The following is a 12,132-nucleotide window of genomic DNA, read 5'->3' on the forward strand; positions in this document are numbered from 1 at the left end:
GATCCGAGTAACATGCGAGTCCACGCACCGGAGAGGGAACCCCGATGACAGACGGAAGCGGCACATCCTCGGACCCGCTGGTCAATGCCAGGCCGGGCTCACTCGCCGAGCAACTGCTCCTGAGCAGAATGGACACTTGGCCAGAGCCATCACAGATGCCGTTGATCCTCGACAGCGATATCGGCAGCGAACCCGACGATGCTCTCGCACTTGCCGTTGCAGCCGGCCTGCCCAGCCTCGAGCTCGTGCTCACGAGCGATGAGCGCGACGGCGACCGAGCACGCCTGGCTCGCTACCTGCTCGATCTACTAGGACGCACCGACGTCCCAGTCGTGGCAGGCCGGGATCTCGGCAACAGGTTCAACTGGGCTGCCGAGACCCTCATCCCCGGGTATGTGCCCGCCCAACCGACCGACATCGCCGCGGCGGTCTCGAAAGTACTCGACCGACATGACGGCCAAGTCGGCTGGATCGGCCTAGGGCCGATGTCGAATCTCGCCGAACTACTCACAGTCAGCCCTGCCCTGTCCGCCAAACTGGTTGTCACACAGCAGGAAGCGGCATTCAGGGTATTTCCCGACAGTGGCGGACAAAACGTCATCATGGATCCTTCCGCGGCCCGCACAATCCTCGATGCTGATCTGCGACCCTGGATTGTGCCGGGCGATATAACCTTCCACGTAACCACCGTAATCACAGAGGAGACCACTGAGTACAAGGTCATCGCCCATAGCGATGATCCTGCACGCGTTCTACTTCGCAGGCATATGGATGAATGGTTCGATGATGTTGTCCCCGGCTTTGGCCTCCACGGACTGTTGACGCTTTCCCTCGGGATCGGAATGCCATTCCTCACCGCCACACCCGCCAACATCAGTCTCGACGAAGCCGATCGTATCCAATCCGGCAGCAGCGCCGCATTCATGGTCACGAGCGCTGACTACAGCAGCTTTCGCAAGTGGCTCGTCAGCCGTCTCGACCAGATAGCATCGATATCAAGTCACCACCCGGCAGCCGAATACAACCCACGTACACCAAGGGGCGAATGATGGCGCTCTACGCAGAGATCCAGAAGCTGGATGAGGATAACCAGCACGTCCGTTATAGATATACCGACGTCGAAGGCGTACAACAGACGCTGGTGCTGGACAAGGAGGCCGAGACAATCTCCCTTGAGACCGGCTCCGAGGACATGCTCTACCGGGCTGTGGTCAGGAAAATCGCGGCAGCGTGGCTCGATGGCCAGGTACCCGATCGCATGATCGTCCATTCGTAGCCGACCAGCTACGGTTTCCATTCCTCCGAACTGAGCCAGCGTATCGACGCCCTAGTGTTACGGGAGGAATGCAGGCTCAGGTCCAAGTGCGCTGGTTCATTGCCGTATCGGGAACTCGCGGCTATCAGCACTCGCCGTGATTCACTACGGTTACATGAAGCAGCTGGCGGATGCGGACAGACTCCGCGCTGGAGGAAGGTCCCTCTGCCAAAAGGTGGCTGATCCCACCTAGGTTCGCCGCTACAGCGGCGAAGACGTGGGCAAGGAACTCCGTGAAGTCGGCCCGGTGTCCGGGGCGCCATTCCTGCCGCGCCGCCGCTGTTAGCAGCGCGACTGCTTCGCGGCTGAGCCGTTCGCGCTCAGCTCGGAAGTCGAGTTGTGCGCCATCGCCTCGCCGGAACTCGACCGCTGCGGCGTCGGCGGCGTGCTCAGCTTCGGCTTTCGTCGCGAACCTGACGGGTTTGCCGTTGTCGTCCAGTACGGTCCTGTGTTTGCCGTCGGAAGTCCGATAGCGACCTCGCCAGTATTTGCCACAGTTCTCCGCGAATCCCATCCGCCACCTCGTCTTCCTAGGTCTGGGCCGGGCATCTGCGCCGGGGTGGCCGGGCTTCCGCCTCTTCGATGGGCCTGGCAAGTTTGTTGACGGGCTGGCCGGTGACGCCGGATCCCCCTTGCGCTTATGCACGCGGCAATATGTACTGCTACGCACGGCTTTCGGACTTGTACGACTTCGTGTCGGCTGGATTTCCGGCGGGGCGTCATGAGTTCAGAGGTGTCCTGGCGACGTCGTGAAGATGGTGTGCGAGTTCGCACCAGAGCACGGTGCGATCGTTGACTTCGTACTGCGCGCATCGCCGGGGTCAAACCTGGGCCAGGCGGCCGGATTTACGAATCGGGGCGGCTGGCCTCGTCCATCGATGACGCTGTCATGCAGCAGCCGGTTCCCGCTGCCAGGGTCAGCACGGTCCACGCTGATTGCTGATCGCCGGTCATGGCCTGCCATTCGGTGTGGAATTCGGTGTCGTCGACGGGCCAGGAGTGGCGTGCGGACAATCGGCACACGCTCGACCGCAGTAGGGAGTCGACCGGATAGATCGTGAAGTCGTTGCTGTGATCGGCGACCGCGCGACGGATCGTCTGCTGGTCGAGCTGGGGCAGGACCGCCGCGATGGCCTCGACCAGGTCGGTGGGTTTCGCGTCGGAGCTCAGGAACCGGCTCCATCTCTCGCCGTGGTCGAGGTAGGCGCTGGCGGCCAGATGCAGGGTCGGTTGTTTCACCCGCAGTTGCAGGTCGATGAGGTCTTCCAATCCCAACCCGACCAGCACTTCTGGGCGGGGGAACAGCCACACGTCGCCGACGTGGGTTCGGACCAGCCGCCCGTAGGCGTGGCACAGCCGGGTGTAGAGGTGTCGGATCTGTTTGGGTGTCGCGAGTTGTCCGAGGATGGCGGTGCCGAGGGCGTCCCAGAGCCAGGGGTTGGCCAGCCGGGAGACCGGACCCAGGGCGCGAAGCGGTGCGGTCAGGGTGAGCGGGCCGCTCAGTGTGCCCGGATCGAAGTAACCGATATCGGTGCGTCCCCCGACCGGGCCGATGGGTGTGCAGTCGATGAACAGTCCCTGAGCGAGGTGTTCAGCGGTCACGAGCGACAGCTGGTGGCTGTCGTCGGTGACGAGACGGTGGGTGCGTCCGTCGGGGGCGTGGAACCAGCCTGGGTGGTCGAGCATCACGGTTGGCATGACTGCTGTCCCTTCTGTGACTGCGTGGCCGGTCGGGTTTGGTGGGTGCTTCCGTCCGCTCGGGCCATGTGGTGGACGGGTTACCAGAGGTGGAGGAACGTGCTGGGGAGGCGGCGGGTGCCGTTGTGTAGTTCGTCGACTAGGTCTTGGTAGCCGGAGGCGAGATCGCACAGTCGAGCCCAGGAGTCCTGGTAGAGGTCGTCGGGGGCGTGGGCGAGGGCGATGAAGGTCTGGTTGGTCAGCTGGGCGAGTCGGTCGACGATCTGGCCGAGGGTTTCGGTGTGCAGGGTGGCGGCGGGCAACGGCGGCGGTGCCGCCTTGGCGATCCATTCGTCGATCTCTCGGATCAACTCGATGCGCCGTAGCGCCAACTTCCCGCCGTCGCAGGCTGCGGTGATATCGCGGGTCTCGTGGACCTTCGCTAGTTCGGCGGCGGCGTCGAGCATCGGGTGGGTCGGGTCGAGCATTGGCATCCCGCGACATGCCGCCAGCAGCAGGTCCTTGCCGGGAATCCGGTCCACAGCGGACCTCCTGAGGTCGGAACGGTGGTGGTTCATCGGAGCAGGGTTTCGTGCATCCATTCCAGGAACTCCGGGTAGTCGACCGCGCAGGCGACGTCGATCGGGCGGCCGTCGGGGTCGCGGTAGAGGCGGGCGTCGCGTTCGATCCGTATCCGTTCAGTGCGGAAGGCGACGAAACGCCGATCGAGCGCAGCACTGAGGGTCAAAGGGTCGTGCATCCAGCTGCCGCTGCGGCGGGCGAACCATGCCTGGAAGTTCGCCGCGAGCAGGCGCTGCCACCCGGTGGCGGTCGTGGATCGTAAGTGGCGCAACAACGCTGAGTCGGCGGTGATGTCGATGTGGGGGGAGTTGGTGAAGTCCGACAGCACCAGTCGCGGGCTCTGGACCGCACGTAGTGCCAGTCCTGCCGAGGAGGTATCGGTGTGCAGATTGTGCGAGGCGCGGGTTTTATCGCGGTAGTGATCGAGCCAGCCCCCCATCTGAACCACCGACAGGCGGTCGGCCAGATCGGGGAAGCTGCACAAGACCAGAGCGAGGTTGGTCATCGGTCCCATCCCGACCCACACGATCGGCCCGCTCGTTCTTTCACACACTCCGGCGATCGCGTCGAGGAGCTCGTCGACGATATCGACGGGGTCGTCGGGTCGGTGGGGTGGCTGGCACGGGTGGTCGTGCATCACAAATCGGTGATTTCCGCCGAGGTCAATGCCGGTGATGACGGGGACGTCGTGGCGGTCTAGGGCATCGAGTGCGCACCGGGCCAGGCGCGCGCGACGCCCGAGTGTCTCGTCAGCGGTGATGACGGCGAGATCATCTACTGTGCGCGCCGCTATAGCTAAAGCGACGAAATCGTCTGGGTCGTAACCGATGTCGGTGTCCAGAATCACCAGACTCTTGCTGGGATCTGGTCGATGGGGTGTTGCGGGTTGTTGACTGGAGAGCTGTGTGGTTTCGAGCATTCTCGGGTGTCCCTTCTGGCGTGCCGTGTCGGGCGGGCAGATGAGGGCCTTGTGGCTTTGACCGGGAGTCCGCGGGCCGCGTGACGGTTTCGACTTCGGCTAGCCATGGCCGACGCGTAGTCGTGTTGTCTGGAACAGCCGATACCGCAGGCGAGGCGCGTTGCCGATGGGTTGATGGGGCGGTGTGTCCCATGCCTCGATGACCAGGGTGTTGATGTCGGTCCAGCGGATCCGGACGCTGACCGCTTGTGCACGCAGCTGGGGTTGGTGCTCGAACCAGCAGCGGTGCACGACATCGGCGACGATCAGCCGCATAGTGTTCTCGACCAATAGCGCGTCCCGGTGGACGTTCCAGTGCTGACAGAACCAAGACGCCGCCTCGACCGCACGGCCGACTGGATCGCTTCTCATGGGCACTGTTGCGGTGGTGGCCAGCGCCGCCCAATTCGTCGACGGCCGGTCGGTCAGCTCTACAGAAGTCATGGGGCACCGCGCTTTCTGGCGTAGTTGCCTAGGGCATCCACAACCGTTGGCAGGGAAAGGGTTTCAACCCCGGGAGGAGGTTGTGGTCGATCGTGACCATTGCCAGATGCTGGATGTTGGCCGCGTGCGCGAACGCGAGGGCGGCGCATTCCTCGCCGCAGAAATGCAGGACCGTTCCGTCGTAGAAACAGACAGTCAGATGACACTGCGACATCGCGACCACACCCGTCCGGCTACATCGGTCTGGGAACGGATTCGGCAGTCTGCCTTGGGATTGCGCGGCATCGAGGCCAGCGCTGTGGGGGTAGCGCTGTCCATACCTCAGCGCTGTGCCGCAAGACGCCCAGCCAACCCTTGATCTGCGCGGCCGAGGGCACCATCACGACATCGACGGCCTCGAAATCCAGACCGGCGAGCAACCGGCTGAAGCTCGAATCCGACTGCGCCAGAAGAACTCCACCAGCAGCCAACTCGACACCATGACTGGCGGCTAGCGTTTCGAGACCGGCAACGTGAACATCGGCCTGTGGACCCGAATAATCCAGGCGCACAATCGCATACGCGTGCACGGTCATGACCGGCCCCCGGGTGTCTGGGCCGTGAATGGTGGCCGGGTTTCCTTGCCGTATGAGCGGTACAGCGGCAAGGGAAGGTCGAACCAGGTCACCGTGCCCCCGCCTTCGCGCCGGTCGCGGCCGACACTGGCGCGATGCTGATCGCACAGCCCTTGCAGTGCGACACTGATCGGTTCGTGGGCGTGTTCGCGGGTCTCCTCGAACGTCACCACCAACCGATCCGGGTAGCGCAGCCAGCGCACGGTCAGTTGGTTCGCACCCGGTGTCTGGTTCGCACGAGCGGTGAAACGAATTGCCGCGCTGACGACTTCGGTGAGTAGCGCATCTACCTGGTCGACCAGATCGCAGAGTCCGGTCCGGGAGAGGTACCGGTGGGAACTGAGCCGGATGACCTCGAGTGCCAAACCGTAGGCGTCGACCTGCTCAACACCCAGTTCCACCGGGCGGTCTTCATCCCATCCCTCGTCTTCCTCGGCGAGACGATCCTCGCCTCGGTCCAACCGAATAGCACGCGGCATCGAGACCGGATGCACATACTCCACCGACACCGATCGACTGGCTTGCGAGATGCGTTCCAGTACAACATTTCTCGGTGCGCCGAGACCATCGAAATGGGCGGGGTCCGGTGCGATCACATACTCGCCGCCCCACCGTGACAACGCATTCAACATCGCCATGAACGCCGGTGTCGGTGGCGGGGAAGCAACCAGTCGGGCCAGATCGACACCGTTTCGGGCCGCGAGTTCATGCAGTGGCTCCATGATCCGGCCACCCGAACGCTCATCCAGAGCGACCAGCAACGACCACAAAATTGCGGCCGGTGAATCAGCTTCGCAGAACACCCGCCCTGCGAGACTGCCACCGCAGTCGGCAGCGAGCGCTTCCATCTGGGCCTCTACTTCCGCGCTCTGAGAACCCACGAGCGGAAGTTGCATATATCCGTAAATTTCGACACTCATGTGGTCACCGCCTTAACGTCGGACGGCCCGCACGGCCACACCCGGCAACGGAGCTGCATCGTCATCACCCCTGTCTGCTACCTCGGAGTCCTGGATGGGCAGTACACCTACATGTAATGCACATCACAATGATGTCGGTAATATAGTCTGTAAATTTACATCCAGCAATACATGTCGATGTACGACCAGTGAGCCAGTTAGGGTGCTACTGGATGTCGTAGATATGGAGGCCGGTGTGACCGATGGAGGCAGGCGGGCGGACCCGAACGCCCTGCGTTTTCTGATCGGCCGAGAGCTGAAGTTCGCACGCGAGAAGGCCGGCAAGTCTCAGACTCAGGCGGGTAAAGAGCTTGATTGCACTCCCACGAAGATCAACTATCTCGAAACCGGCAAAACCACGCAGCAACCAGCCGAAGTCACGGTGTTGCTGCGCTTCTACGGTGCCAAACCGGCCGACGTCGAACGGATCTCAGCTCTAGCTGGGCAGGCCGACCAGACGACATGGTGGGCACCGTTCGGTGCATCCTTCCCGAACTGGTTCACCACCTTCGTAGGGCTGGAAGGGCTCGCGGAGAGCCAGTTCTGCTACACCTCGATGCACCTGCCGGGCCAGCTCCAAACTCCCGGCTACGCTGCGGCCCTCCTTGAAGGGCACCTTCGTGTTCCGCCTGCGGACGCACCCGGAGTTGTCCGAGGCCGAATGGCACGCCAACGCCTGATTGACGAGAACCCGCTACACCTGCGTGCCGTCATCGAAGAGTACGTTCTGGATCGTGCGGCGGGCGGTCCGGAGGTGATGCGGGAACAGCTCGAACATCTCTTGGCGTTGGTTGAGCTCCCAACCGTCGAACTGCATGTGATGCCGGTTAGCGTTGCCGTTCACGATGGTCTCGACGGTGACTTCATTGTTCTCAACTTCCCATCCGCCAACAGCATTGGGTACATCGAGTATCCGGCGGGCGCGCTCTACGTCCAGGATCAGGACCAAGTGGAGCTCTATAAAATGGCTACCAACCGACTGTGTGCGGCGGCGTTGTCGGAATCTGACTCCGCCAAAGCCATCCAACGTCGGCTGGCAGCCCTTCGGAAGTAGGAGTACAGATGAGCACCGCAGACCGCCTGCCGTGGCGAACGTCCAGCTACAGCGGTAACGGAGAAGGCTGTGTCGATGTTGCACCAGCGACAGAACGCGTCTTCGTTCGCCACGCCAAACATCACGACCAAGGAGTGATCGAGTTCTCGGCCTGCCAATGGTCGGACTTCATCTCCGCAGCTCTGGGCGGTCGCCCCATTAGCGGCAGCATCGCCCTTGAACATGACGGTGACGACACGCTGGTCGCAACGGAAAGCATCCGGCTCCGCTTCAACAAGGTTGAGTGGACTGCCTTCGTCGCCGGTGCGACCGACGGCGAGTTCGACTTCCTGCAACTCGCGGATGCGGTCTGAGGTCCTGGAACTGGTGGCCGCTCGTCTCAGGATGACGGCTACTCCTGGCCAGTTGGCCAGCATGCTGAAACTCCGCAAGTCAGCACCTCGTCCCAAGGACCGCTTGCATGTCGGCGAAGCCGGTGACGAGCCGATCGAACTCGCGGAGGGTGTCGCAGCGGTCGAGAATGCGCTGTAGGTCGGCGGTGAGCTTGTGCCGGGGCCTTATCATCCGCCCAGTGAACCGACACGGCGTGATCGGCGGCGGCGCGGTCAGCACAGGGCCTAACCCGTCGCTTCACGCCAGGAGTGCAGCCGCCGACGCACCGACCGCTCGCTGCCTCGGTTGCCCGCGCAGCTGTCACTTTCAAGCAGCGTACGGTCCCCTGCTGTGACACGCACGGGCCCTGGTTTCAGGCAGCCAGGGCGGGCGGAGTGTGGAAATAACGCGGAAGCCCCGCAACAGGGATGGCACTGCGATCGATGTCGTTCGCTTGGGTTCGGGCCTCGGCGTGTGTCGGCGACCGGAAAATCAAGACGTCCTCGTGCGCTATCAAATGCATCGGCAGCCCGGCCGCCCGTTGCTTGACGACGAAGTCGCGCTGGAAGAACGAGCTGCGACCGACGATGTCACCCTCGACGAGACGTCCTAGTAGCGCGACGCAACGTTCCACAGGGACGAGCCCGGCCAGGGTGCCGCAGGTGATGATGTGGGCGGGTAGGTCGATGAGTTCGGCGTGCTGTCGCCAAGGCCGTGCGGTGACGACGACGTATCCGCCGGGGCGCAGCAAAGTAGCGGTGGCGGTGAGGATGCGGGTGAATCCGGTCAACAAGCGGCCGAGGCCGAGGTTGGCCAGGTTGCCGCGGTCCAGTGTCGCACCGTAGCGGTGGTCGCGTTTGTGGACACCTTCGCCGGGGCGCACGGAGACCTGCCCGTGGGTGGAGTCCCCGTAGGGGGGTGAGGTGATCACAAGGTCGACGGCGCCGAAATACTCGGCGGGGAGCACGATGCTCAGCCGTCGTGCATCGCCGGTGAATACCGCGGCGTCGTGCTCGATACCTGCCTCGCGGGCCAGGCCCACGTTGGTGCGCGCGATCTCGGCCCAGCGGGCTTCGTACTCGACTCCCACGGCTCGCCGGCCGCAGTGGAGCGCTTCTACGAGGGTGGTTCCGATGCCGCACATCGGATCCAGGACGAGGTCGCCGGGCTTGGTGTAGGCGGTGATCGCATGGGCGGCGATCGCGGGCAACATTTTCGCCGGGTGCGCGGTGCCCTCAGGGCTATATCGGCCGCTGCGTTGCGCGGCGGGGGCCGACTGCGCGGTCGCCCACACCGACACCGGGACCGCGGTGGGATCGCCCGCTTGGCGGGGTTGTGGAGTTGTTGTGGTCATGGGCGTTGCCTTTCGTGGGTGCGGTCGTCGTCGACGACCGCGCAGGTGGTCGTGGTGGCTGGCGACGTCGGGGGTCAGGCGGGGAGGCCGGGGTTACCGGCTTGAAAGTCGTGGGGCTGGAGGAAGACCAGCACGTCGGTGTGGATCCTGCGATGCACCGGCATCGGGGTGAGAGTCTCGAAGTCCGGGGCAGCGGCGAGGACGGTGTCTTCTCGGATCGGGACCGCGACGATGTGCTGGAGGTAGAGCAGGTCAGCACCTTGGGCGGCGGCCACGACGTGGCTGGTCGGATCGACGAGCTCACCACGGCTGGTGGTGAGGCTGTGGGTGAGCACCACGAGCACCCCTGCCTCACACAGCAACGCCGCTGCCGCTGCGGCGATCGAGTCCCCCGCATTCAGGTCGTGATGTTCGGGTGTCGGGTTGGTGATGACCAGATCCGCCCCGCCACACGAGGCAGCGACCCAGACTCCCGATGCCGAGGCTGCGTCGATCACCGTCACTGTCCGGTCGAGCGACTCGACCACCGCCGCGACGTCGTTACTTGTTCTGCGTGAGCGGTGAGCGTCGGAGTTGCGGTGGGAGCCGAAGGGGTGGGTGGGCCAGTCCAGCAGGATGACCTTGGCTTTCGAGTGACTGAACTCGGTGACAGCGCGGGACACGACCGGTATCGGCCACCCGGCGGTGGCCTGGGTCGGGTCGGTTCCAGCCGCCCAGATCGTCGTCGGGATCGAACGGTCTGGCCGGTGGGATGCGGTGGTGGACTTCGCCCTGCCCGATCGCCGGGCGGGTTGGGGTGCGGTCATGGAAGACCCCTCTCGGATGAACAAATGCGTGAGTGTTTGCATCCGATACACACCGACAGAGATCCCCCTATTCAACATTTCTCTATTCAATGAGATGTCATTGCCAACGACAGTCCAGTCGAATTCGCGTCGCACAGGGACAAATAGTCGTCGGCGTGCGTCACGCCCAAAATAATTATTTTCGGAGTTCTGAACCGGCATGACTTCTACCTTGATCCAGCGCCACCGCACTGCCACCAAAACGCCACCAAAACGCCACAGACCCTGCTCAATCGTGGTTTCAGGCAGTCGTCAGAAGTCCTGAAGCCTGCCCGGAATCTGCCCTCGCGGGCGGACTTAACCGGCGCCGTGAAGTCATCTCGAGGTCATTTGGAGGTACTTCGGTGGCGTTTTGGTGGCGTCGCGTCTTTTCCCTTGAGTCGTCGTTTCTTTTCACGCCTACTCAACGGAGCTGATGATGATGGAGATTAATTCCGGATCACTGGGACGAGGGGCCGCGCTGGCAGTAGTGCGGTCGAAATTCGATCAGATCGCACGAAACCCGGTGTTTTTGACGGCCGGGGTCGTCGCGGGATTGGGCGATCAGGATCTGCGCGCCGATCAGCTACGCGACCTGCTGCTCGACCCGGCACTACCCATCACCACCGTCGATGCGGCGTGGGTGTATCTGGTGGGCCGCTCGCGCGCCGAGGGTGGGGACGCCACGCTGGCGTGTGCGGGGATCGCGTGGCCGATGCTGACCGGAGTCGCGGCCCGGTTGTCGCGATGGGCGCGTGACCAACGCGATCTCGAAGCGGCGATTCTGGCCGGGTTCGTGGCCGCGTTGGCGCAGGTGGATCTGGATCGCCGGTTCGTGCTGCACCGGCTGCGCTGGGCGGCCTACCGCAGCGGCTACGCCTGCGCGAAGGACACCACCGAGTGCCCGACCCCGCAGCAGTGGCTGGTCAACCCCACCGGCGCAGACGGCAACTCCCCGGCCCAGCGATGGGTGATGCGCGCCCCGGTCGGCCATCCGGAATTCGTTCTCGCCCAAGCGGTCGCCGAAGGGGTGATCAGCGAGCGTGAAGCCGAGTTGATCGCCTGCACCCGGTTGGAGCGGCGAATGTTGACCTCAGTCGCGGCCGAACGTGGTGTGTCCTACAAGGCGCTCGAGCAGACTCGCCGCCGCGCCGAGCACAAGCTGGCCGCCCACCTGGCCCAGGCCGCCCGCGACACCGACGGCGCCCGCACCAGCGTCGTCGAGGCCGCCGCCTTGTCCTCGCCCTCGGTTCTCACCACGGCCCGGCGGCCACAGCGCCGGGCCAAGAAATCTGGTCGGCCGCTGTTGAAAACCGTCCCTGCCGCCGGTGTCAAAGGGTGCGGGAACCCATCAGCGGCCCCCGCTCAGACCGCCCCGCCGAAGCGCACCCCGGCTTCGGCGACGTCTCCGGAGGTGCGCCGATGTGCATGAACTCATTCCCTGTCCTCGAGCCCCGCAGCGGCACCGCGGCCCCAACGACGCGCCGGTATCGAGGTCGAGGCCGACTCGTGGCGTTGGTCGTCGTGGCTTGCGTAGCCCTACTGGCGGCGGTTGCGGGACCGGCCTCGGCACAACCGATCTCGGTGCTGGCGATCGCGAGCTCCTTCGACGAAGTCCTCAACAACCTGCGCAACTGGATCGTCGGAATCCTCGCCGCCGCCGCCACCGTCTGCCTCACTATCGGCGGCGCCCGCTACCTCATCTGCTCCGGTGACCCTGGCGAGGTCGAGAAAGCCAAATCCGCCATCCGGGCCGCCGCCATCGGCTACTGCCTCGCGCTGCTCGCACCGGTCATCGTCAGCGTCCTCAAATCAATCGTCGGCGGCTGACCATGACACCAACACGGCAACCCGCCGACCCACGAGCGATCCACCCGCCACCCCCACCGTCAACGACCCCCCGTCGATGGCGACGGATACTCGGGGTCCTGGCACTACTCGCGGCGCTGCTGGGATCAGGAACCGCGCTCGCTGCCGCG

General features: G+C 64.1%; 16 protein-coding genes. 7 read left to right on the top strand and 9 right to left on the bottom strand.

The features are described 5' to 3' along the window. The first annotated feature begins 44 nt into the window (after positions 1-44). On the top strand, positions 45-1,049 hold the full coding sequence (locus tag ACQPW1_RS39390) for a nucleoside hydrolase (RefSeq protein WP_433657922.1): 1,005 nt from the start codon (positions 45-47) through the stop codon (positions 1,047-1,049). After that, positions 1,049-1,276, top strand: coding sequence for a hypothetical protein (locus tag ACQPW1_RS39395; protein ID WP_433657924.1), 228 nt, complete (start codon positions 1,049-1,051; stop codon positions 1,274-1,276). The genes ACQPW1_RS39390 and ACQPW1_RS39395 overlap by 1 nt, the downstream gene beginning before the upstream one ends. A 124-nt stretch (positions 1,277-1,400) precedes the next feature. On the opposite strand, the gene ACQPW1_RS39400 is transcribed toward ACQPW1_RS39395, so the two are convergent. The 7 genes from ACQPW1_RS39400 to ACQPW1_RS39430 all read right to left on the bottom strand — a co-directional run bounded on the left by ACQPW1_RS39400 (position 1,401) and on the right by ACQPW1_RS39430 (position 6,312). Further along, complete coding sequence (locus tag ACQPW1_RS39400) at positions 1,401-1,829, bottom strand: hypothetical protein (RefSeq protein ID WP_433657926.1); 429 nt, start codon at positions 1,827-1,829, stop codon at positions 1,401-1,403. Between the two features lie 332 nt (positions 1,830-2,161). Next, a complete protein-coding gene (locus ACQPW1_RS39405) occupies positions 2,162-3,013 on the bottom strand; it encodes a hypothetical protein (protein ID WP_433657928.1) in 852 nt (283 codons plus the stop codon). Positions 3,014-3,093: 80 nt separating this feature from the next. After that, positions 3,094-3,534: a DUF4254 domain-containing protein gene (locus ACQPW1_RS39410; protein WP_433657930.1), complete on the bottom strand. Its 441-nt coding sequence runs from the start codon at positions 3,532-3,534 to the stop codon at positions 3,094-3,096. Positions 3,535-3,566: 32 nt separating this feature from the next. Continuing rightward, complete coding sequence (locus tag ACQPW1_RS39415; RefSeq protein ID WP_433657932.1) at positions 3,567-4,493, bottom strand: nucleoside hydrolase; 927 nt, start codon at positions 4,491-4,493, stop codon at positions 3,567-3,569. A 99-nt stretch (positions 4,494-4,592) separates the two neighbouring features. Continuing rightward, the gene (locus ACQPW1_RS39420) at positions 4,593-4,976 is read right to left on the bottom strand and encodes a hypothetical protein (RefSeq protein WP_433657934.1); all 384 of its coding nucleotides are present in this window, start codon (positions 4,974-4,976) and stop codon (positions 4,593-4,595) included. A gap of 233 nt (positions 4,977-5,209) precedes the next feature. Continuing rightward, positions 5,210-5,551 (bottom strand): hypothetical protein, encoded by a 342-nt coding sequence (locus tag ACQPW1_RS39425; RefSeq protein ID WP_433657936.1) that lies wholly within the window; start codon positions 5,549-5,551, stop codon positions 5,210-5,212. After that, positions 5,548-6,312 carry an ATP-binding protein gene (locus ACQPW1_RS39430; protein WP_433657937.1) on the bottom strand — a complete coding sequence of 255 codons (765 nt, stop codon included), beginning with the start codon at positions 6,310-6,312 and terminating at the stop codon, positions 5,548-5,550. Before ACQPW1_RS39430 ends, ACQPW1_RS39425 begins: the two co-directional genes overlap by 4 nt. A gap of 433 nt (positions 6,313-6,745) precedes the next feature. On the opposite strand from ACQPW1_RS39430, the gene ACQPW1_RS39435 reads away from it, so the two are divergent. Genes ACQPW1_RS39435 through ACQPW1_RS39445 form a run of 3 tightly spaced genes read left to right on the top strand, consistent with a single transcriptional unit; the run spans position 6,746 to position 8,134 of the window. After that, positions 6,746-7,603 carry a helix-turn-helix domain-containing protein gene (locus ACQPW1_RS39435; RefSeq protein ID WP_433657939.1) on the top strand — a complete coding sequence of 286 codons (858 nt, stop codon included), beginning with the start codon at positions 6,746-6,748 and terminating at the stop codon, positions 7,601-7,603. Positions 7,604-7,611: 8 nt separating this feature from the next. Beyond that, positions 7,612-7,956, top strand: a complete 345-nt coding sequence (locus ACQPW1_RS39440) for a DUF397 domain-containing protein (RefSeq protein WP_433657941.1) — start codon at positions 7,612-7,614, stop codon at positions 7,954-7,956. Then, the gene (locus tag ACQPW1_RS39445) at positions 7,946-8,134 is read left to right on the top strand and encodes a hypothetical protein (protein WP_433657943.1); all 189 of its coding nucleotides are present in this window, start codon (positions 7,946-7,948) and stop codon (positions 8,132-8,134) included. The genes ACQPW1_RS39440 and ACQPW1_RS39445 overlap by 11 nt, the downstream gene beginning before the upstream one ends. A 214-nt stretch (positions 8,135-8,348) precedes the next feature. Here ACQPW1_RS39445 and ACQPW1_RS39450 read toward each other — a convergent pair whose 3' ends face one another. Both ACQPW1_RS39450 and ACQPW1_RS39455 read right to left on the bottom strand, forming a co-directional pair. Beyond that, complete coding sequence (locus tag ACQPW1_RS39450; protein WP_433657945.1) at positions 8,349-9,329, bottom strand: TRM11 family SAM-dependent methyltransferase; 981 nt, start codon at positions 9,327-9,329, stop codon at positions 8,349-8,351. 74 nt (positions 9,330-9,403) lie between these two features. Then, complete coding sequence (locus tag ACQPW1_RS39455; RefSeq protein ID WP_433657947.1) at positions 9,404-10,135, bottom strand: hypothetical protein; 732 nt, start codon at positions 10,133-10,135, stop codon at positions 9,404-9,406. A gap of 457 nt (positions 10,136-10,592) precedes the next feature. Between ACQPW1_RS39455 and ACQPW1_RS39460 the strand changes: the two genes are divergently transcribed. Further along, complete coding sequence (locus tag ACQPW1_RS39460; RefSeq protein ID WP_433657949.1) at positions 10,593-11,585, top strand: hypothetical protein; 993 nt, start codon at positions 10,593-10,595, stop codon at positions 11,583-11,585. Continuing rightward, complete coding sequence (locus ACQPW1_RS39465; RefSeq protein ID WP_433657951.1) at positions 11,582-11,983, top strand: pilin; 402 nt, start codon at positions 11,582-11,584, stop codon at positions 11,981-11,983. Before ACQPW1_RS39460 ends, ACQPW1_RS39465 begins: the two co-directional genes overlap by 4 nt. Positions 11,984-12,132 lie beyond the last annotated feature (149 nt).

This window comes from Nocardia sp. CA-128927, from assembly GCF_050955855.1.
Classification (GTDB): Bacteria; Actinomycetota; Actinomycetes; order Mycobacteriales; family Mycobacteriaceae; genus Nocardia.

Coding starts and splice junctions, on each gene's coding strand:
- ACQPW1_RS39440 (WP_433657941.1), top strand. CDS start 7,612: ATGAGCACCGCAGACCGCCTGCCGTGGCGAACGTCCAGCTACAGCGGT.
- ACQPW1_RS39460 (WP_433657949.1), top strand. CDS start 10,593: ATGATGGAGATTAATTCCGGATCACTGGGACGAGGGGCCGCGCTGGCA.
- ACQPW1_RS39390 (WP_433657922.1), top strand. CDS start 45: ATGACAGACGGAAGCGGCACATCCTCGGACCCGCTGGTCAATGCCAGG.
- ACQPW1_RS39450 (WP_433657945.1), bottom strand. CDS start 9,329: ATGACCACAACAACTCCACAACCCCGCCAAGCGGGCGATCCCACCGCG.
- ACQPW1_RS39395 (WP_433657924.1), top strand. CDS start 1,049: ATGGCGCTCTACGCAGAGATCCAGAAGCTGGATGAGGATAACCAGCAC.
- ACQPW1_RS39400 (WP_433657926.1), bottom strand. CDS start 1,829: ATGGGATTCGCGGAGAACTGTGGCAAATACTGGCGAGGTCGCTATCGG.
- ACQPW1_RS39420 (WP_433657934.1), bottom strand. CDS start 4,976: ATGACTTCTGTAGAGCTGACCGACCGGCCGTCGACGAATTGGGCGGCG.
- ACQPW1_RS39430 (WP_433657937.1), bottom strand. CDS start 6,312: ATGGAGCCACTGCATGAACTCGCGGCCCGAAACGGTGTCGATCTGGCC.
- ACQPW1_RS39425 (WP_433657936.1), bottom strand. CDS start 5,551: ATGACCGTGCACGCGTATGCGATTGTGCGCCTGGATTATTCGGGTCCA.
- ACQPW1_RS39405 (WP_433657928.1), bottom strand. CDS start 3,013: ATGCCAACCGTGATGCTCGACCACCCAGGCTGGTTCCACGCCCCCGAC.
- ACQPW1_RS39455 (WP_433657947.1), bottom strand. CDS start 10,135: ATGACCGCACCCCAACCCGCCCGGCGATCGGGCAGGGCGAAGTCCACC.
- ACQPW1_RS39465 (WP_433657951.1), top strand. CDS start 11,582: ATGAACTCATTCCCTGTCCTCGAGCCCCGCAGCGGCACCGCGGCCCCA.
- ACQPW1_RS39445 (WP_433657943.1), top strand. CDS start 7,946: ATGCGGTCTGAGGTCCTGGAACTGGTGGCCGCTCGTCTCAGGATGACG.
- ACQPW1_RS39415 (WP_433657932.1), bottom strand. CDS start 4,493: ATGCTCGAAACCACACAGCTCTCCAGTCAACAACCCGCAACACCCCAT.